This window comes from Pseudomaricurvus alkylphenolicus, assembly GCF_011683955.1.
Classification (GTDB): Bacteria; Pseudomonadota; Gammaproteobacteria; order Pseudomonadales; family Cellvibrionaceae; genus Pseudomaricurvus; species Pseudomaricurvus alkylphenolicus.
This window is the reverse complement of record NZ_JAAQPI010000002.1, coordinates 426,172-445,020: the sequence shown is the minus strand read 5'-3', so window position 1 is coordinate 445,020 and position 18,849 is coordinate 426,172. Positions and strand designations below refer to the sequence as shown.

Annotated in this window: 14 protein-coding genes; 12 read left to right on the top strand and 2 right to left on the bottom strand. The window is 54.4% G+C overall.

The annotated features are described in order from the left end of the window. Positions 1–86: 86 nt before the first annotated feature. The 7 genes from HBA55_RS07290 (at position 87) to HBA55_RS07260 (ending at position 9,093) form a co-directional block, all read left to right on the top strand. Entirely contained in the window at positions 87–1,121 is a 1,035-nt protein-coding gene (locus HBA55_RS07290; RefSeq protein ID WP_166988897.1) for a type IV pilus twitching motility protein PilT, read from the top strand. 54 nt (positions 1,122–1,175) lie between these two features. Continuing rightward, positions 1,176–2,318 (top strand): PilT/PilU family type 4a pilus ATPase, encoded by a 1,143-nt coding sequence (locus HBA55_RS07285; protein WP_166988895.1) that lies wholly within the window; start codon positions 1,176–1,178, stop codon positions 2,316–2,318. 351 nt (positions 2,319–2,669) lie between these two features. Beyond that, positions 2,670–4,670, top strand: a complete 2,001-nt coding sequence (gene tkt / locus HBA55_RS07280; RefSeq protein WP_166988893.1) for a transketolase — start codon at positions 2,670–2,672, stop codon at positions 4,668–4,670. After that, positions 4,671–5,711 carry a type I glyceraldehyde-3-phosphate dehydrogenase gene (gene gap / locus HBA55_RS07275; protein ID WP_338109371.1) on the top strand — a complete coding sequence of 347 codons (1,041 nt, stop codon included), beginning with the start codon at positions 4,671–4,673 and terminating at the stop codon, positions 5,709–5,711. A gap of 35 nt (positions 5,712–5,746) precedes the next feature. Beyond that, positions 5,747–6,910, top strand: a complete 1,164-nt coding sequence (locus HBA55_RS07270) for a phosphoglycerate kinase (RefSeq protein WP_166988891.1) — start codon at positions 5,747–5,749, stop codon at positions 6,908–6,910. A 43-nt stretch (positions 6,911–6,953) separates the two neighbouring features. Continuing rightward, positions 6,954–8,018 carry a class II fructose-bisphosphate aldolase gene (gene fba, locus HBA55_RS07265; protein ID WP_166988889.1) on the top strand — a complete coding sequence of 355 codons (1,065 nt, stop codon included), beginning with the start codon at positions 6,954–6,956 and terminating at the stop codon, positions 8,016–8,018. 106 nt (positions 8,019–8,124) lie between these two features. After that, positions 8,125–9,093: an alpha/beta hydrolase gene (locus HBA55_RS07260; protein WP_166988887.1), complete on the top strand. Its 969-nt coding sequence runs from the start codon at positions 8,125–8,127 to the stop codon at positions 9,091–9,093. Positions 9,094–9,102: 9 nt separating this feature from the next. On the opposite strand, the gene HBA55_RS07255 is transcribed toward HBA55_RS07260, so the two are convergent. Next, positions 9,103–10,137 (bottom strand): GGDEF domain-containing protein, encoded by a 1,035-nt coding sequence (locus tag HBA55_RS07255; RefSeq protein ID WP_166988885.1) that lies wholly within the window; start codon positions 10,135–10,137, stop codon positions 9,103–9,105. Positions 10,138–10,268: 131 nt separating this feature from the next. Further along, on the bottom strand, positions 10,269–11,120 hold the full coding sequence (locus HBA55_RS07250) for a cyclic di-GMP-binding domain-containing protein, MshE-related (protein WP_166988883.1): 852 nt from the start codon (positions 11,118–11,120) through the stop codon (positions 10,269–10,271). 220 nt (positions 11,121–11,340) lie between these two features. Here HBA55_RS07250 and HBA55_RS07245 point away from each other — a divergent pair, with 220 nt between their 5' ends. The 5 genes from HBA55_RS07245 (at position 11,341) to HBA55_RS07225 (ending at position 18,742) form a co-directional block, all read left to right on the top strand. Then, the gene (locus tag HBA55_RS07245) at positions 11,341–12,333 is read left to right on the top strand and encodes a response regulator (protein ID WP_166988881.1); all 993 of its coding nucleotides are present in this window, start codon (positions 11,341–11,343) and stop codon (positions 12,331–12,333) included. 276 nt (positions 12,334–12,609) lie between these two features. Continuing rightward, complete coding sequence (locus tag HBA55_RS07240; protein WP_166988879.1) at positions 12,610–13,647, top strand: coiled-coil domain-containing protein; 1,038 nt, start codon at positions 12,610–12,612, stop codon at positions 13,645–13,647. Between the two features lie 100 nt (positions 13,648–13,747). Continuing rightward, on the top strand, positions 13,748–15,763 hold the full coding sequence (locus HBA55_RS07235) for a DNA topoisomerase III (RefSeq protein WP_166988878.1): 2,016 nt from the start codon (positions 13,748–13,750) through the stop codon (positions 15,761–15,763). Positions 15,764–15,924: 161 nt separating this feature from the next. After that, positions 15,925–17,235, top strand: a complete 1,311-nt coding sequence (locus HBA55_RS07230) for an NAD(P)/FAD-dependent oxidoreductase (protein WP_166988876.1) — start codon at positions 15,925–15,927, stop codon at positions 17,233–17,235. Positions 17,236–17,470: 235 nt separating this feature from the next. Then, a complete protein-coding gene (locus tag HBA55_RS07225; RefSeq protein WP_166988873.1) occupies positions 17,471–18,742 on the top strand; it encodes an O-acetylhomoserine aminocarboxypropyltransferase/cysteine synthase family protein in 1,272 nt (423 codons plus the stop codon). The last annotated feature ends 107 nt before the right edge of the window (positions 18,743–18,849 follow it).

Genomic DNA, 18,849 nt, shown 5'->3' with positions numbered 1-18,849 from the left:
TACTTGATACATTGGCATGGGCCACTGCTTGTCCGGACGGATGGGCAGCGGCAGCGGTTTCATCAAATCTTCAGTAAGGTCGTACTATGGATATTACGGAACTCTTGGCTTTTAGCGCCAAGCAAGGCGCTTCGGATCTGCACTTGTCGGCGGGATTGCCGCCCATGATCCGGGTGGATGGCGACGTCAGACGCATCAACCTGCCGGCCATGGAGCACAAGCAGGTGCATAGTCTGATCTACGAGATTATGAATGACAAGCAACGCAAGGATTATGAGGAATTCCTGGAGACGGATTTCTCGTTTGAGGTTCCCGGTGTTGCCCGTTTCCGTGTCAACGCTTTTAATCACAACCGCGGTGCCGGCGCCGTATTCCGTACCATTCCCTCCAAGGTGCTGACCATGGAAGAGCTGGGTATGGGACAGGTCTTCCGGGACATCTGCGCGGTGCCCAGGGGGCTGGTATTGGTGACCGGGCCCACTGGTTCCGGTAAGTCCACGACTCTGGCGGCGATGATGGACTTCATCAACGACAACAAATACGAACACATTTTGACCATCGAGGACCCGATCGAATTCGTGCATGAGTCCAAGAAATGCCTGGTGAACCAGCGGGAAGTGCACCGCGATACCCACGGCTTTGCCGAAGCGTTGCGCTCGGCGCTGCGTGAAGACCCCGACATCATTCTGGTGGGTGAGATGCGGGACCTGGAAACCATCCGCCTGGCTCTGACCGCCGCGGAAACCGGCCACTTGGTGTTTGGCACCCTGCACACCACCTCCGCCGCCAAAACCATCGACCGTGTCGTGGATGTATTTCCGGCCAACGAGAAGGCCATGGTCCGCTCGATGTTGTCGGAATCCCTGCAGGCGGTAATTTCCCAAACCCTGATGAAGAAAAACGGCGGTGGCCGGGTAGCAGCCCACGAGATCATGCGTGGAACACCGGCTATCCGTAACCTGATCCGAGAAGACAAGGTGGCTCAGATGTACTCCGCCATCCAGACCGGGGGGGCCGTGGGTATGCAGACCATGGACCAATGCCTCTCTGACCTGGTGGCCAGGCGCATTATCAGCCGTGAGGTGGCTCGCGAAAAAGCGAAAATGCCAGAAAATTTTTAGTGCTTTCAATACCGTTGGTTATAGTTAGTTGTTAGCCGCACAGGAGTTGTAGTCATGGATTTTGAACGTTTACTTACCCTGATGGTGGAAAAAGGAGCCTCCGACCTGTTTATTACGGCGGGCGTCCCGCCGTCAATGAAGCTCCATGGCCGAATCGTGCCGGTCACCACCACCCCGCTGTCACCAGAGAAAGTACGTGAGACCGTACTCAGTGTGATGAACGAGAAGCAGCGGCAGGAATTTCTCGATACCAAGGAACTCAACTTCGCGATAAGCGCCCGTGGTATTGGTCGCTTCCGGGCCAGTGCTTTCTATCAGCGCAACCTGGCAGGTATGGTGCTGCGTCGTATTGAAACCACTATCCCCAAGATTGATGATCTGGGGTTGCCGGAAATTGTGAAAGAACTTGCCATGACCAAGCGTGGGTTGATTATCTTTGCCGGCGCCACCGGCACCGGTAAGTCCACCTCTCTGGCCGCTATGCTGGGGCACCGCAACCGCAACTCCAAAGGCCACATCATATCCATCGAGGATCCGATTGAATTTATCCACCAGCACCAGGGTTGCATCATTACTCAGCGCGAGGTGGGAATTGACACCGACTCCTTCGAAGTCGCCCTCAAGAACACCCTGCGTCAGGCACCGGATGTGATTCTGATTGGTGAGGTTCGCACCCGGGAAACCATGGAGCAGGCCATTGCTTTTGCCGAAACCGGCCACCTGTGTCTGTGCACGCTGCACGCCAACAACGCTAACCAGACGCTGGATCGCATCATTCACTTCTTCCCTGCCGACCGCCATGGTCAGCTATGGATGGACCTGTCGCTCAACCTTAAGGCGATTGTGGCTCAGCAGCTGATTCCCACTCCTGACGGTAATGGTCGCCGGGCGTGTCTGGAAGTGATGCTCAATACGCCCCTGGCGGCGGATATGATCCGCAAGGGCGAAGTGGCGGATCTGAAAGAACTGATGAAGAAGTCCACGGAAGTGGGCATGCAGACTTTCGACCAGGCGCTGTTCGAGCTCTACGACCAGGGAGAGATTACCTACGAGGATGCGCTGGCGCATGCCGATTCGGCCAATGACCTGCGTCTGCTGATCAAGCTGGCCTCCGAAACCGATGCCGAATACCTGTCTCATGCCGCCGATGAGCTGAGCATGCAGGAGGACGAGAACGATCGCAGTCGGTTGTTTTAGTCTTACCCCGTGCTTTTGGATAATTGCGGCGTAGCCCACCGGCGCTGACCCCGGCATGCTGGAGTCCTCGTCATCAGTGGGCTGGGTGTTACCTGCCGGTTTGAGTGACTCCTCAGCCGAAATCGTCCTCCCGACAAGGTCTAGCGTCAGATCGGGTGGGCTAAATCGGCCAAAAGTCTGGCGCGCGTAGGTCAAAATGTCCTGAGCCCCATATTTTTCCGGTTTCCCGCTTTACGCCGGCCCCACTGGTGCGAGAAAATACCGCCCTTTTTTAACGGCGCCCCTGCCTGCCCCTCTTTAACGAACTGAGGCCGCGCGGCGCCAATGCACATCAACAGGAGCCCTGAGCCCATGCCATCTCGTGCCGAATTAGCCAACGCCATCCGCGCCCTCAGTATGGACGCCGTCCAGCAAGCCAATAGTGGTCACCCCGGTGCCCCTATGGGTATGGCAGACATTGCTGAAGTGCTGTGGAACGACTATCTCAAGCACAATCCCAGTAACCCCGACTGGTCAGACCGCGATCGCTTTGTGCTGTCCAATGGTCACGGCTCCATGTTGATCTATTCCCTGTTGCATTTGTCCGGTTATGATCTGCCCATTGAAGAGCTGAAAAACTTCCGCCAGCTGCACTCCAAGACGCCAGGACATCCTGAATACGGCTATGCCCCGGGTATCGAAACCACTACCGGTCCTCTGGGTCAGGGAATTACCAATGCCGTGGGTATGGCACTGGCGGAAAAAGTCCTTGCTGCTCAGTTCAACCGCGATGGCCACGATATTGTCGATCACCACACCTACGCCTTCCTGGGCGATGGTTGTTTGATGGAGGGGATCTCCCACGAGGCGTGCTCCCTGGCCGGTACTCTGGGTTTGGGCAAGTTGATTGCGTTTTACGATGACAACGGTATTTCCATCGATGGAGAAGTCGAAGGCTGGTTTACCGATGATACCCCCAAGCGCTTTGAGTCTTACGGTTGGCATGTGATTCCCGCTGTAGATGGCCACGACAGCGCCGCCATCAAAGCCGCGATTGAAGCCGCCCGCGCTGAGACCGACAAGCCCACCATTATTTGCTGCAAGACCGTTATCGGATTTGGCTCGCCCAACAAGCAGGGTAAGGAAGAGTGCCACGGCGCCCCGCTTGGCGCCGAAGAAATCGCCCTGGTGCGCAAAACCCTCAATTGGGAGCATGGCCCATTCGAGATTCCAGCCGATATCGCCGCCGAGTGGAATGCCAGCGAAGCCGGCGCTGCTGCTGAAAGTGAGTGGCAGGCGCGCTTTGAAGCCTACCAGGCCGCCCATCCTGAGCTGGCCGCCGAGTATGAGCGCCGTGTGATCAAGGGCGAACTGCCCGCTGACTTCTCTGAAAAAGCCGACGCGTACATCCGCGAGTGCCAGGAGAAAGCCGAGAAAGTGGCTTCTCGCAAGGCTTCTCAGAATACCCTCAATGCTTTCGGACCATTGCTGCCCGAACTGCTGGGTGGCTCCGCCGACCTGGCCGGCTCCAATCTGACACTCTGGAAGGGCTGCAAGGGTGTGGAAGCCAAAGATGCCGCCGGCAACTATATCTACTACGGTGTGCGTGAATTCGGCATGAGCGCCATTATGAATGGTATTGCCTTACACGGCGGCTTCGTTACCTATGGCGCCACCTTCCTGATGTTTATGGAATATGCCCGTAACGCCGTGCGCATGGCCGCTCTGATGAAGCAGCAGAGCATCTTCGTGTACACCCATGATTCCATTGGTCTGGGTGAAGACGGTCCGACGCACCAGCCGGTCGAGCAAATTGCCAGCCTGCGCACCACGCCCAACATGCACGCCTGGCGCCCCTGCGACACGGTTGAATCCGCAGTGGCCTGGAAAGCAGCCGTAGAGCGCAAGGACGGCCCCTCCTCGTTGATCTTCTCACGCCAGGGGCTGACGCCTCAGCCTCGTTCTGAGCAGCAGCTGAACGACGTTGCCCGCGGTGGTTATATATTGAAAGACAGTGATGGCACCCCAGAGGCGATCCTGATCGCCACCGGTTCTGAAGTGGAGCTGGCGGTAGCCGCCGCTGACCGCCTCGGCAGCGAAGGTAAAAAGGTTCGCGTTGTCTCCATGCCTTGCGCCGAGATCTTCTGCGCCCAGGATGCCGAGTATCGCCAGCAGGTTCTGCCCATCGAAGTCAGCGCTCGAGTTGCCGTGGAAGCGGCCCATGAAGACTACTGGTATAAATTCGTCGGTCTGGACGGTCGTGTTGTGGGTATGAGCACCTTTGGTGAGTCTGCTCCCGGTGGTCAGTTGATGGAGTACTTTGGTTTCACCGTGGACAATGTTGTTGCCGCGGTAGAAGAAGTTATCGGCTAAGTGATTACCCCTTCTGTCGGCCAACCCTTGCGGTTGGCCATCAACGGTTATGGCCGTATTGGCCGCTGTGTGTTGCGGGCTCTGTTTGAAGCGGGCCTGCAGGACCGGTTGCAGGTAGTGGCCATCAATGAACTGGCCGACTGCAAGACCATTGCTCATCTGACCAAATACGATTCCACCCACGGACGTTTTCCCGGTGAGGTGGGCGTGACCGAAGATGTCCTGAGCATCAACGACACGGACATTCGTGTACTCCATTGTGAAAACATCCGAGAGCTGCCCTGGGCAGAACTCGATGTGGATCTGGTATTGGAATGCACCGGTGCATTCAGTGACAGGGCGACAGCCCAGCTGCATCTCGATCAGGGCGCCAAACGGGTTTTGTTTTCTCAGCCCGGTCAATCGGATGTCGATGCCACCATTGTCTATGGCATCAATGAGCAAGAGCTGTCGCCCGAACATCGCATAGTGTCAAACGCATCCTGCACCACTAACTGCAGCATCCCGGTAATTACCGCGCTTAACGACACCTTTGGTGTGCAGAGCGGCGTGATCACCACCTTGCACTCGGCCATGAATGACCAGCCGGTGATTGATGCCTACCATCATACCGACCTGCGCAAGACCCGCTCCGCGATCAATTCCATGATTCCGGTGGATACGGGTCTGGCAAGGGGCATTGAGCGATTTCTACCGCAGCTGGGAGGGCGTTTTGAGGCCCAGGCCATGCGCGTACCCACGGCCAATGTCTCGGCTATTGACCTGTCGGTAGTCCTTGCCAGAGATGTATCCACCGAAGAAGTGAACAACGCACTTTGTCACGCGGCGGCAACACAATTCCATGGTGTGCTGGGCTACACTGAGGAACTGTTGGCCTCCTGTGATTTTAATCACGACAGTCGCTCGGGCATTGTGGATGCCGGACAGACCCGGGTGGCCGGCAAGCGCCTGGCTAAAATCCTGGTGTGGTTTGACAATGAGTGGGGTTACGCCAACCGCATGCTCGATGTCGTCCGTGTATGGCAACATATTCAAAGCTAACCTTTATTAAGCTACTAAAGTGAGGAATCGCAGCCATGGCTGTAAAACTGATGACGGAACTGGATCTGTCTGGCAAGCGAGTATTGATCCGCGAAGACCTGAACGTGCCGGTAAAAGGTGGTGTGGTTACCAGCGACGCCCGTATTCGTGCTTCGCTGCCCACCATTGAACACGCCCTCAAGGCCGGCGCCAGCGTTATTGTCATGTCTCACCTGGGGCGACCCACTGAAGGCGAGTTCGCTGAGGAGTTTTCCATGCAGCCTGTAGCGGATCATCTCGGCAAGCTGCTGGGGCGTGACGTTGCCGTTGTCAAGGAATGGCAGTCTGGTGTAGAGGTGTCCGAGGGAGAGTTGGTGCTGCTGGAAAACGTTCGCTTTAACCCCGGCGAAAAGAAGGACGACGAGGGTCTGTCCAAGGCCTATGCCGCTCTCTGTGACGTGTTTGTTATGGACGCCTTTGGCACTGCGCACCGTGCCCAGGCTTCCACCCATGGTGTGGCCAGGTTCGCACCGGTAGCTTGCGCCGGCCCATTGCTGGCGGCTGAACTGGATGCGCTGGAACAGGCTCTGGCCAATCCAGCCCGCCCCATGGTAGCCATCGTTGGTGGCTCCAAGGTATCCACCAAACTGACCGTGCTGGAAACCCTCTCCGACAAGGTTGATCAGCTGATCGTCGGTGGCGGCATCGCCAATACCTTCCTGGCTGCCAGCGGCAAGCCAGTGGGCAAGTCTCTGTATGAGCAAGACCTCATCCCCAATGCCAAGGCGCTGATGGACAAGTGCGATATTCCCGTGCCCACTGATGTGGTTACCGGTAAGGAATTCTCCGAGTCCGCTGAGGCAACCTTGAAAGACGCGGCCGAAGTGACTGAAGACGATATGATTTTTGACATTGGTCCGGATTCCTCCGCTCAGCTGGCCGCGATTCTGGCGGAGGCCAAAACCATCATCTGGAACGGACCGGTTGGTGTGTTTGAATTTGATCAGTTTGGCGCTGGCACAGAGGTTTTGTCCCGCGCGATTGCCGATAGCGACGGTTTCTCCATTGCCGGTGGGGGTGACACTCTCGCGGCTGTGGATAAGTACGGTATTGCTGATAAAGTATCTTACATTTCCACCGGTGGTGGCGCCTTCCTCGAATACGTGGAGGGCAAGGTCCTGCCCGCCGTTGCCATGCTAGAAGCACGTGCCGACGGCTGATTACCCGATACCTAAAAACGATAGCTACAGGAAGACAAGAACCATGGCCCTTATTAGTATGCGCCAAATGCTGGACCACGCCGCCGAGCACGGTTACGGTGTGCCGGCGTTTAACGTTAATAACCTGGAACAGATGCGTGCCATTATGGAAGCGGCTGACCAGACCGATTCTCCGGTCATTGTGCAGGCCTCTGCCGGTGCCCGTAAATACGCGGGTGCTCCTTTCCTGCGTCACTTGATCCTCGCAGCCATTGAGGAATTTCCTCATATTCCGGTCTGTATGCATCAGGATCACGGCACCTCACCTTCTGTGTGCCAGCGCTCTATCCAGCTGGGTTTCAGCTCAGTCATGATGGATGGCTCACTGGGTGAAGATGGCAAAACCCCGACTTCTTACGAGTACAATGTGGACGTGACTCGCCGCACGGTAGACATGGCTCATGCCTGCGGTGTTTCTGTGGAAGGCGAGTTGGGTTGCCTGGGCTCTTTGGAAACCGGCGAAGCCGGTGAGGAAGACGGTATTGGCGCTGTGGGCAAACTGTCCCACGACCAGCTACTGACAGATCCTGAAGAAGCCGCTGACTTTGTACAAAAAACCGAGGTTGATGCCCTGGCCATTGCCTGTGGTACATCCCACGGTGCCTACAAATTCACCCGCCCACCCACGGGTGACATCCTGGCGATTGACCGCATTAAGGAAATTCATGCCCGTATCCCCAACACTCATCTGGTGATGCACGGTTCTTCCTCCGTGCCCCAGGAGTGGTTGGCGGTTATCAACCAGTACGGTGGTGAAATTCCGGAAACCTACGGTGTACCTGTTGAGCAGATCGTCGAAGGTATCAAGCACGGTGTTCGCAAGGTGAACATCGACACTGATCTTCGTCTGGCATCTACCGGTGCGGTACGTCGTTTCCTAGATGGCAACAAGTCAGAGTTTGACCCCCGCAAGTTCCTCAAGGAAACCGTGACGGCGATGAAGGACATCTGTGTGGCCCGCTACGAAGCGTTTGGTACTGCGGGCAATGCCAGTAAGATCAGTCCAATCAGCCTGGAGAATATGTTCCAGCGCTATGAGAGCGGTGAACTGAAGGCCAAGGTCAAGTAATCGCTTGATACACTAGCAGGGGGCTGGCCGAAAGGATTGGCCCCCATTTCCCCCCCCTCTCCTTGCTTGCTCTATACTTGAGGCTATCTCCCGTTGAGCAACACGTATGACCCCTACTCTGGAATCGCTGGAGGCACTGGCCGCGAGACTGCCCTCGCTGGAATCGCCCGAGGCGTCTGATAAGCACTGGCTCGGCAGCGAAAGCGTTCAAGCCTACCTCAACCACTACAACATCAACTTTTTGCAGGAAGGCCTCTGCCAGCACCACAGCTTTGGTCGTTTTCGAGCATCGGGATTTGATGTGGCCGCCCATATATGGCGACCAGCGGCACCGGCAGGTACCGTGTTTTTTATTCACGGCTTCACCGACAACGTGGGTCTGATGCAGCACGCCCTGCGTTTTTTGCTGCAACAAAAGTTCGCGGTGGTGGCTTTTGATTTGCCCGGCCACGGGCTCAGCTCCGGCGACCAGGCCAGTATCGATTCCTTCGACCAATATCGCGATGTGTTTATGGTCTGCATGCGAAAGGTGGTGGGCCTGCCCCACCCGTGGCACGCGGTGGGTCAGAGCACTGGTGGTGCCGTATTGTTGAATTTTCTCGGCAGTTTGCCGCAGCAACAATCCATTGAAAAAGTCATGCTGTTGGCCCCCCTGATACGCCCTCAGGGGTGGGCCCTGGCCCGTTGGGTATTTCCCATCTACAAGATGTTGGTGCGGCAGCTGCCGCGTAAATTCAATCAATCCTCTCACGATGCTGACTTTCTGCGGTTTGTGGAGAACGAAGACCCACTACAGACTCGCATCACACCGATGCGCTGGGCGGTGGCCATGGAGGAGTGGATCGACAATTTCTGGGTCTTTGACGTGCAGAAGCGCCCGCTGACGATTATCCAGGGAGACAGCGATCAAACCGTGGATTTTGAGTACAACCTCGAAGCCATCCGGGAAAAATTTCCCCACACACGGGTGGTCAATATCGTCGGCGGTCGCCACCAGCTGGTGAATGAATCCGAACAGTATCGGGAAAAGGTGATGTCGGCATTGAAAGACTGGCTGTGGGCTTCCTCAGCTTGAAGCAGGGCTTCAGGCTGAAGCGGTTTCGAGGTTGCTGACGACGCGATTGCGGCCTTTTGCTTTGGCTTCGTACAAATATTTGTCGACTCGATTGATCAGATCGTTGCGTGTCTCTTCGGTACTCAAATGAGCGACACCGATAGAAAGTGTCACATGTCCCACCGGAGTGCGCTCCTTACCTTTGGTTAAATGAGCACTGCCAATCGTCTGACGAATCTTTTCGGCGATATTGACAGCGTCGTCCAGGGGGCAGTCCTCGAGGATTAACTGAAACTCTTCACCACCAGTCCTGGCAAGAAAATCATCGCCTTTGATGACTTTCTTGATCATTTGGGCAACAAAGCGCAGTACCTTGTCACCCATCAAATGTCCGTGGGTATCATTAAAACGCTTAAAGTGATCGATATCGATCATCAGTAAGCTGGTTTGACTTTGAGGCTTAAGACGCATCAGCACATCGTCCAGCTTCTTGTCATAGGCGCGCCGATTGGCAATACCGGTCAGCTTGTCCGTCAGGGCTTCGGTGCTGGCGCGTTCCAGATTAACTTCCAGGGAAGACATCTTGGATTGCATCGACTTGACGATTTGCCCCATCTGATTGTTTTGTTCCACCACTTTTCGGCTTTCAGCAATCAATTGTTGGGTGATGGTTTTCAGGGCATCCAGCTCACATCCGTCCGCAAGTGCCTTCTCGGCGATGGCCAGAGCGCTTTCACACTCGCCTGAATCAGGGTTTAAACCAGTGAGTTCCAGTCCCAGTTCAGTGGTAATGCTACGCAGCTGAGCCCGAAACTTTTCCAGCTGCTCATTGGGCAGTTCTCCGTAGAAGCGGTTATACAGCTCGTAATTGAGATCAGGGTCGAAGCTGATGCTGGCGCTTCTGAGCTCATCAATGGCGAGGTTCAGATCTTCATTTTCGCCTTCACTGTAGTCATACCAGACTCGGATATTGGCGGGAGAGGTGGGAATCCCCAGGCTTTGCATATGCGCAATGGCGGCGTTAAGGTGAGTTTCGGAAAGGTGAATGTCCTGCTGATTTGCCATGCGCTAACTGTTATCTTAATCGCCGATTTTTTGGGGAACAAATACTAGCATAGTATTGATCCGTTACCGGTAGTTGTTCAGAGCTAAGATTCATTCGGTCTACATCTGTCTTTTTCTTATTCTTAATTGATCTATGCTCCCAATTCGTCAGGCTCACCCTCAACGATAATGATGATCCCGTCGCCAAATTCACAACTAAAGGCGACAAACACCGCCTGCTGTAATTCCTCATGATAGCTCTTGATGGTATTGGGTACTCCGGGAGGGGTCGGTGCGTAATTGAGTTCTTGTGGCAGGGAATCGCTGATAATGTAACCGGCCAGGGTATTAAGAAACTCTCCGCAGGCATCTATAGCCAGTTCCCTATCGCACTCTTCTTCATCAACATCCATAAATCTTGCCGCCAGAGGGCGCAGGCAATCTGAGTCAGCATAGAGGCCGAGGCGTAACTCCCTGTCCGGCGCAGCTTCCGAAAACAGGCGCAACCCCACGCAATGGTTTTGCCATCCCTCAGGCAGCGACGAATCCCCCAGAGGGGTGTGGCGACAGTGACTGTGCAGCAACCGCAGAAACAGGGCTTGCATATGCTGCAGAATGTCACGGCTCAAAGGAGAGAGGTTCTGGAGACTGGGGAGCTGGTTGTTCAGCATGAACGAGTCCAGCTGCTCTTGCGTGAGAGCGTCCTGCTGCACCAGTATTTCGCCGAGCCTGCGGCGCCGACTCTGTTGCTCACAGAGCAGAATGTCTATCTGCAGAGGCGTCAGCAGTTCTCTCTGCAGGGCGATATCACCAAAGCGTCGGTTGATTCGACGTTGGTATCGGTTTATCTCGCTTACCTGCTGCTGGTTGAGATATCCATACTCAATGGCGAGCTGACCCAGCAAGATATTATTCTTGCGCTGGACCTTGAGTGCATTTTGTAACTGCTCGCTGGTGATCAGTCCCGCGTTTAACAGCTGTTGGCCAATCAGGGTTGGCTTCATAAACGTGTTGTCATCTTATTTGCCCTGCTTACCACAGACCTTATAATGGCCTGCTTGTCAGCACCGTTAATCACCGACAGACGCGCTGGCACCCAGTCTCTCGAAAACGCCCTAACGTTTATAGAGGGAAACTGTTTTGATTACAAATCGTCGCAGCGGAAAGCGATGAGCAGTCACGGTAGATCTGTGTCAATTATCAGGGAGCTTGAGGAGCTTGAGCGTGCGTATTTTGATCGTGGATGACAGTCGGGCCATGCAGAGCATTGTCCGTCGGGGCCTGGAAAAAGCCGGATATACCGATCTGCAGACCAGAACGGCAGGCAGCGCCGTGGAAGCGCTTGATATTGCCCGTCATTGGGAGCCGGATCTGATCCTGTCCGACTGGCACATGCCCGAAATGTCAGGCCTGGAATTGCTCAAAGCCCTCAATCGGGAGATGCTGGGTATCAAGGTCGGCTTTGTGACTACTGAAACCTCTGCAGCCAGGATTCAGGAAGCCCGCGAAGCTGGCGCCAAGTTTGTCGTTAATAAACCTTTTGATATGGAAACCCTGCACAGTGCAGTGTTACCGGTGCTCAACAGCTCGGATGACCAAATTTCCAGCTATCGTGAAGGCCTGGATATCATCGAGGCTGAAGCCGATGCAGGCACCGTATCAGCAGTCGTCCCGCCATCAGGGGCGGAAACCAAGTCGACAGATGAACCCAAAGAATTGAATGAGCGAGTGATTCTGCCTCTTGTGAGCGAGGTGGAATACGCTCTAAACAAGGTGGCCAGCGCTGAATTGTTGATGGAGCCCATTGAACCGCTGAGATTTGGGGAGCAGCAATTTCCCTGTGTACTCGGACTGCTCTCTGACAGTGATGATGGTAAGGTGCGAGCGGTTTGTATTCTCGATCTTAAAGCGGCCTGTGTTCTGGGCGGGGCACTTGGTGCACTGAGGGAAGACATTGTTCACCAGGGCATTGCCGACCGTGAGGTCTCCAGCACCTTATTGGAAGATTGTGAACGACTGCTGAAGGTGATCACGGACACTATTAATGGCAAAAAAGGCAATGAACACCGCCAGTTGCAGCTTAATCGAGCCAGCCTGGTACATCAGTCATTTGCCCGCCTGGAAAGCCTGTTGGAAACGCCCGCAGATGAACGGCTGGATGCTGAACTTGCCGTTATTGGGTACGGTCAAGGCACCTTGACAATCGTCGCCTCATAAAAACAGCAAATAAACAAAAACCTTTGCGCTGAATGGGGTTCTTGTGCCAAGGCATGTTGCATGAAGATCTTGTCTGTAGGTATAGGTCCTAATATAAGAAAAATAAAGCAGGCTTTATCCTGGCAAAAATTCTCCAACGGCATCAAAAATGCCGATTCGTTCACAATCAAGTAGTGGTTTTTCTAACCAAAAAGGTCGTAAACTTGTGAGTTGGCGTCTCATTCACCTGAGATGAAACCACTGCCATAAAAACGATAAATAACAATAAATAGTGACATGTCTCTCAACCTAGCAATCGCACTGTTGTTTAACACAGTGCTCATACTGTTGGTGTCCTGGGGTTTCTTTCTCTATGCCCTGAGGCAGCATGGTAAAAACAATCAGCGGCTCGAAAGCCAGGTGCGTGCTTTACAAAAGAAGTTGAAGCAAAGTCGCACCGAGCTGGAACAGGAGCGCCAGATCCCCGCACCCCAATCCTCTGACCAGGCTATTGCCGGATTCGCCCGGGGATTGCAGGCCACGGCATCCACCTTAAATACCATCGAAGGTGTTGCTCGGCAGCAATCCGGAAGTCTGGACTGTATTGAGCAGGCCAGCGCGGCACTGAAACCAGACGACCACAGCCGCGAGTTGATGGTGCAGTTGTCGACACTCAAGGCCCAGTTTGCAGAGAGCGAGCAGTTGATTGCACGAATGAAAACCCAGGCGAGCAATAATCGCCATCAGTTGAAAGTGCTGGAAGAAAAGCTGGAGAGACAGAGTGATCAATCCAGGCGTATCAAAGGGCTGGAGGACCAGGAGCGGCGTCTGAGGCGTGAGATCAAACTGCTGACCCAAGGGGCGGAAGAAAGAGACGAGAAGCTGCGACGAATGGGTAGGACCCAGAAGGAAAACACTCAGTTGCGGGCCAAAATCAGCGAATATTTTGCCAAGAACAAACGCAGCGAAGAACTGGTCAAAGAATTGCAGCAACGTTTGAATGCGGCGCAGCGCACCGCCGAAGAGACCCGTCAGGCGTTGGAGCAGCTACAGACTCAGCCTCCCATCAATCCCAGCGACTTTGAGCTCGGGGAGCTGAAAGAAGCGCTGGAACGGACACTGAGAGAAAAACAGTTTATCGAAGAGCAATACCTGGAGTTGCTCGACCAGGTGGAGACTGCCGACGATGTGGCAGAACAGCTGCAACGCAGCCAGAAAGAATGCGCCATGCTGGAACAGTCCTACCTGCAGCTCATAGAGGAGCTGGAAAAAGACGATCAGGCGCAAGGCTCCAACGAAGACTTTAAACTCGAAGAAATCAGCATGGACGAGTAACCCTTGCAAACGCCATCCATTTGACTGAAACCCCCAGAATGCCTGGCAATTAGCCGCCCACCTGCTTAATATACCTGTACAAAAACACAGGTATCTGCGGATGAAGCTCTACATCGCCGAAAAACCGAGTCTCGGGCGGGCCATCGCCACGGCCTTATCCTCCAGCCCAAAAAAAGAAGAGGGTTGTATCTGGCTTGATAATGGCGACTGCGTCAGCTGGTGCATCGGTCACCTGCTGGAACAGGCCGAGCCGGATGCCTACCAACCGGAGTACAAACGTTGGGCTCTGGAACATCTGCCCATCATTCCTGAAGACTGGCAGCTGTCGGCCAAACCAAAAACCCGAAAACAGCTGAGTTTGTTGCGTAAACTTGTCGCCAAAGCTGACGACTTGGTGCATGCCGGAGATCCGGATCGGGAAGGACAGCTGCTGGTGGATCAACTGCTGCACCACCTGAAGGTCTCCGCAGCCAAATTGAAAGCCACTCAACGACTTCTGGTCAGCGACCTTAACCCGGCAGCGATACGCCAGGCACTGAAGAACCAGCGACCCAACCGGGAATTTCAGGCGCTTTCCGTCTCTGCATTGGCCCGCTCACGCGCGGACTGGCTCTATGGTATCAATCTCACCCGGGCGTACACCCTGCAAGGCCGCAAGGTGGGTTACAACGGTGTCTTGTCGGTGGGAAGAGTGCAAACTCCGGTGCTCGGGCTGGTGGTGCGCCGTGATCGGGAAATTAACCACTTTGTCAGCAAACCCTTTTTCGAAGTATTGGCGAAGCTCACTACAGATATCCATGGTGAGCACAAGCAGCAACCTCAATTGATGGCCAAATGGATTCCAAGCGAGGCTTGCCAACCCTATATGGATGACGAAGGGCGAGTGCTTTCCGAAGCGCTGGCGGACAATGTGGTCAGCCGCGTTAGCGGCCAAACGGGTCAGGTGGAAAAGCGCCAATGCAAGCAGAAGCGACAGAGCCCGCCCCTGCCCTATAGCCTATCAGCCCTACAGATTGATGCCGCCAAACGCTTCGGCATGAGCGCCCAGCAAACATTGGAAACAGCACAGACTCTCTATGAACGACATCAGCTGATTACCTATCCTCGCTCAGATTGCCGTTATCTGCCGATGGATCACCATCAGCAGGCGACCGACGTCCTGCGCGCCATTGCGTCCAGCAGTGGTCCCGATTTGAGCAAGATTGTTGATGGTGCCGATGTAACCCTAAAAACCAAGGCCTGGAACGACAGCCGTGTCGGGGCTCACCATGCTATTGTGCCGACCTCCAGATCTGTGCATGTTGGGCGTTTGTCGGACAGAGAGAAACAGCTCTACCAGTTGATTGCCCGACAGTATCTGCTGCAGTTTTACCCGGACCATCGTTTCGAAGAGATAGACGTGCACCTGCGGCTTGCTGGGGGGCATTTTAAGGCGAAAGCAAAACGTATTCTGGAATCGGGTTGGACGTCTGTTCTGGTCGACTCGAACAACAGCAAAGGCGAAGCTTCGGCGGAGAGCCGAAACGATCCGAAAGTGCTGGCAAACCTGAAGGAAGGGCAATCTGTCCTCTGTCTGGAGGCTGAGAAGCTCCAAAAACAGACCGCGCCTCCGAAGGCATTTACTGATGCCACGCTCCTGGCAGCGATGACTGGCATATCCCGTTATGTGAGTGACTCCGAGGTGCGGCAGATTCTTCGAGAGACGGATGGTCTGGGCACTGAGGCGACCCGCGCAGGCATTATCGAGCTGTTGTTCAAACGAGGTTTCTTAAGACGAGAAGGCAAGACGATTCGGGCCACTGAAGCCGGTGCGGGGTTTGTGGATGCACTGCCGGGCAGTGTGACGCTTCCGGACATGACGGCACGCTGGGAGTCCATGCTCACCGATATTGTCGAGCAGCGCAGTGGTTATCAGGCGTTTATGGAGGTTCTGTTGCCGGGATTACAGGCTCTCGTCCAACAAAGCCAGGCCTCTTTACCGGTTTCACTTCAGGGCGTAAAGGTTGAGAAAACCAAGGGCTCACGGCGAAGAGGGCAAAGCCGGAAAAGAGCGCAACATCAGGGTGGCGCAGGCAAAACCACAGGTAACAGGAAGTCGCGCCGTAACACCGGCTGATGCCCTGCTTTCTCAATGAGAGTATTTAGCTGAAGCGATAAATACTTCTCATCAGTTTTTTGTTTCAAAATCTGCTTAAATGGACTTTCACCACAGGTGATATGCCCCTGTCTCCAATTTCCGGTGCCAGAGGCATATTTCTTGATCTATAGGTGAATGTAATGAAAATCGTCATTATTGGAGGAGGTGCTGGTGGTCTAGAACTGGCAACCAAATTGGGAAAAAAACTGGGGCGTAACGGCCGCGCGGATGTGCTGCTGATTGACCGTAATCCCGTACATATCTGGAAGCCCCTGCTGCACGAGGTTGCGTCAGGCTCACTGAATGCCGACATAGACTCTGTCAGCTATCGCGCGCATGCACATAACTACGGATTTCGCTTTAAGCTAGGCTGCCTGGTCGGTGTTGATCATCAACGCAAGGTTGTCGAGCTGGAAGCTTTGCACGATGAAGACGGTGAGGAAATCCTCCCTCGCCGTAGCGAGTCATACGACCTGCTGGTGTTGGCCATCGGCAGTGTTTCCAACGATTTTGGCGTAGAGGGCGCGGCAGAGAACTGTATCTTCCTCGACAGTCCACAACAGGCTGAGCGCTTTCACAAACGCCTGGTCAATCGCTTTATTCGTCTCAATCGTGATCTGCGGCAAGGTCATTCCGAACGGCGTCTGAGAGTGGCTATCGTTGGCGCCGGTGCAACCGGTGTGGAGCTTTCTGCAGAACTGTTCAAAGCGCGAGAATGGTTTGCCACCTACGGTCTCAATCACATTCGATCCGATCATTTGCAGGTGTCTCTGGTGGAAGCGGGGCCTCGGGTGTTACCGGCCCTTAGTGAGCGTATCTCCAATGCTGCCCGTGAGGAATTGACCAAACTCGGTGTCGAGGTGCGAACCTCCACCGCTGTGGCACGGGTCGAAGCTGACGCCTTGGTGACCAAAGAGGATGAGTCCATTGAGGCGGATCTGATTGTTTGGGCTGCGGGAGTCAAAGCACCTGATTTTCTGGCCAGGCTTGAAGGGTTGGAGGTGAATCGAGCCAACCAGCTGTTGGTTGATGACTGTTTGCGGGTTAAGGGTGCCGAAGGCATCTACGCATTGGGAGATTGCGCAGGTTGTCAAATCACAGGTGACGATGGACAAGAGCGCTGGGTACCGCCCAGGGCGCAGTCGGCCCATCAGATGGCCAGCCGGGTAGCGGATAATATCATTCGCCAACATCAAGGCTTACAGCCTCAGGCGTTTGTCTACCGGGATAGAGGATCGCTGGTATCTCTGAGCCACTACACGGCTTTTGGCCGCTTGATGGGCGGATTAAATCAGGGCAGTCTGAATGTCGAAGGCCGCATAGCACGCATGGCCTATGTATCGCTTTACAGGATGCATCAGCTGGCCTTACACGGCTGGTTGCGCACCTTACTCGTGACGCTTTCAGATCGCATCAACCACTTTATCCGACCGCGCCTCAAACTGCATTGAGAGGTTCTCAGCAACCCTTCTCTCCCAAGAGGGCCTGCCGGCCCTCTTGGGTTCATCTTGGCTGTTTGGTTATTTCGCAAATTTGATGTTTGGAAGGCTATTGACGTCTATCCTCGTCTATCTTGGTGACAACTTCTCAAAACTTGCTTTTCTATACGTCGATTTCTTGCGTTAAAACACCTATGCTGCCAGTCACCAACAAACACAACAAAACGGAACTCAAGAGAACATTCTTATGAAACTGGAATCCATGGCTCTGCATCACGGATACGAATCAGAGGCCACCACCAAGGCGGCCGCCGTTCCCGTTTACCAGACAACCTCTTTCACCTTTGACGACACCCAGCACGGTGCCGACCTGTTTGATCTTAAGGTACCCGGCAACATCTACAGCCGTATTATGAATCCCACCAACGATGTGCTTGAGCAACGTCTGGCAGCTATGGAGGGGGGCGTTGGCGCTTTGGCCGTAGCTTCGGGGATGGCCGCCATTACCTATACCATCCAATGTCTGTGTGAGGTGGGAACCAATATTGTCAGTACCAGTCAGCTTTACGGAGGCACCTATAACCTGTTTGCCCACTCCCTGCCGCGTCAGGGCATTGAGGTCAGAATGGTGTCTCATGACGACTTTAAAGGCTTTGAAGACGCTATCGATGAAAACACTCGGGGTATTTTCTGTGAGTCGATCGGCAATCCCGCAGGCAATGTGGTGGAATTGACCCGTCTCGCCGAAATCGCTGATCGCCATGGTGTACCGTTGATTGTGGATAATACGGTGGCCTCGCCTTTCATCTGCCGGCCATTTGAGCTGGGCGCGCATATTGTTGTGCATTCTCTCACCAAATACATTGGGGGCCACGGTACCTCAATCGGTGGTGTTATCGTGGATTCCGGCAAGTTCGACTGGGCGGCTCATCCAGAGCGTTTCGCCTTTATGAATCAACCGGATCCTTCCTATCATGGAGTGGTATATACCGAAGCTTTTGGAGAAGCAGCCTTTATCGGTCGTTGTCGGGTGGTGCCTTTGCGCAATACCGGGGCGGCACTCTCTCCTACCAACGCTTTTCAGATCATGCAGGGGCTTGAAACACTGGGCTTGAGAATGGAGCGGCATTGTGATAATGCCTTGCAGCTTGCGAAATTCCTGCAGAATCACCCCAAAGTTTCCTGGGTGAATTACGCGGCTTTGTCTAATAGCCCGTACCGGGATAATTGCGAGAAAATCTGTGGGGGTAGGGCCTCAGGTATTCTCAGCTTTGGGATTAACGGGGGCCGGGAGGCCGGAGGCCGGTTTATCGATGCCCTGCAGATGATACTGCGCCTGGTTAATATTGGAGATGCCAAGTCTCTGGCTTGTCACCCTGCCACAACCACGCACCGGCAGCTCAATGATCAGGAACTAAAGGAAGCCGGAGTAAGTGCGGATCTGGTGCGAATTTCGGTTGGCATCGAACATATCGATGACATCATCGCTGACGTCAGCCAGGCTCTGGATCAGGTTTAACCTCAATACACCACAATTCAGGGGGCATAACATGAGTTTTACTGTTGAGTTTCTCTCCCTGTATTGACAGGCGATCAGACTGGCAGGACCGGTGCTGATGTTCTTGA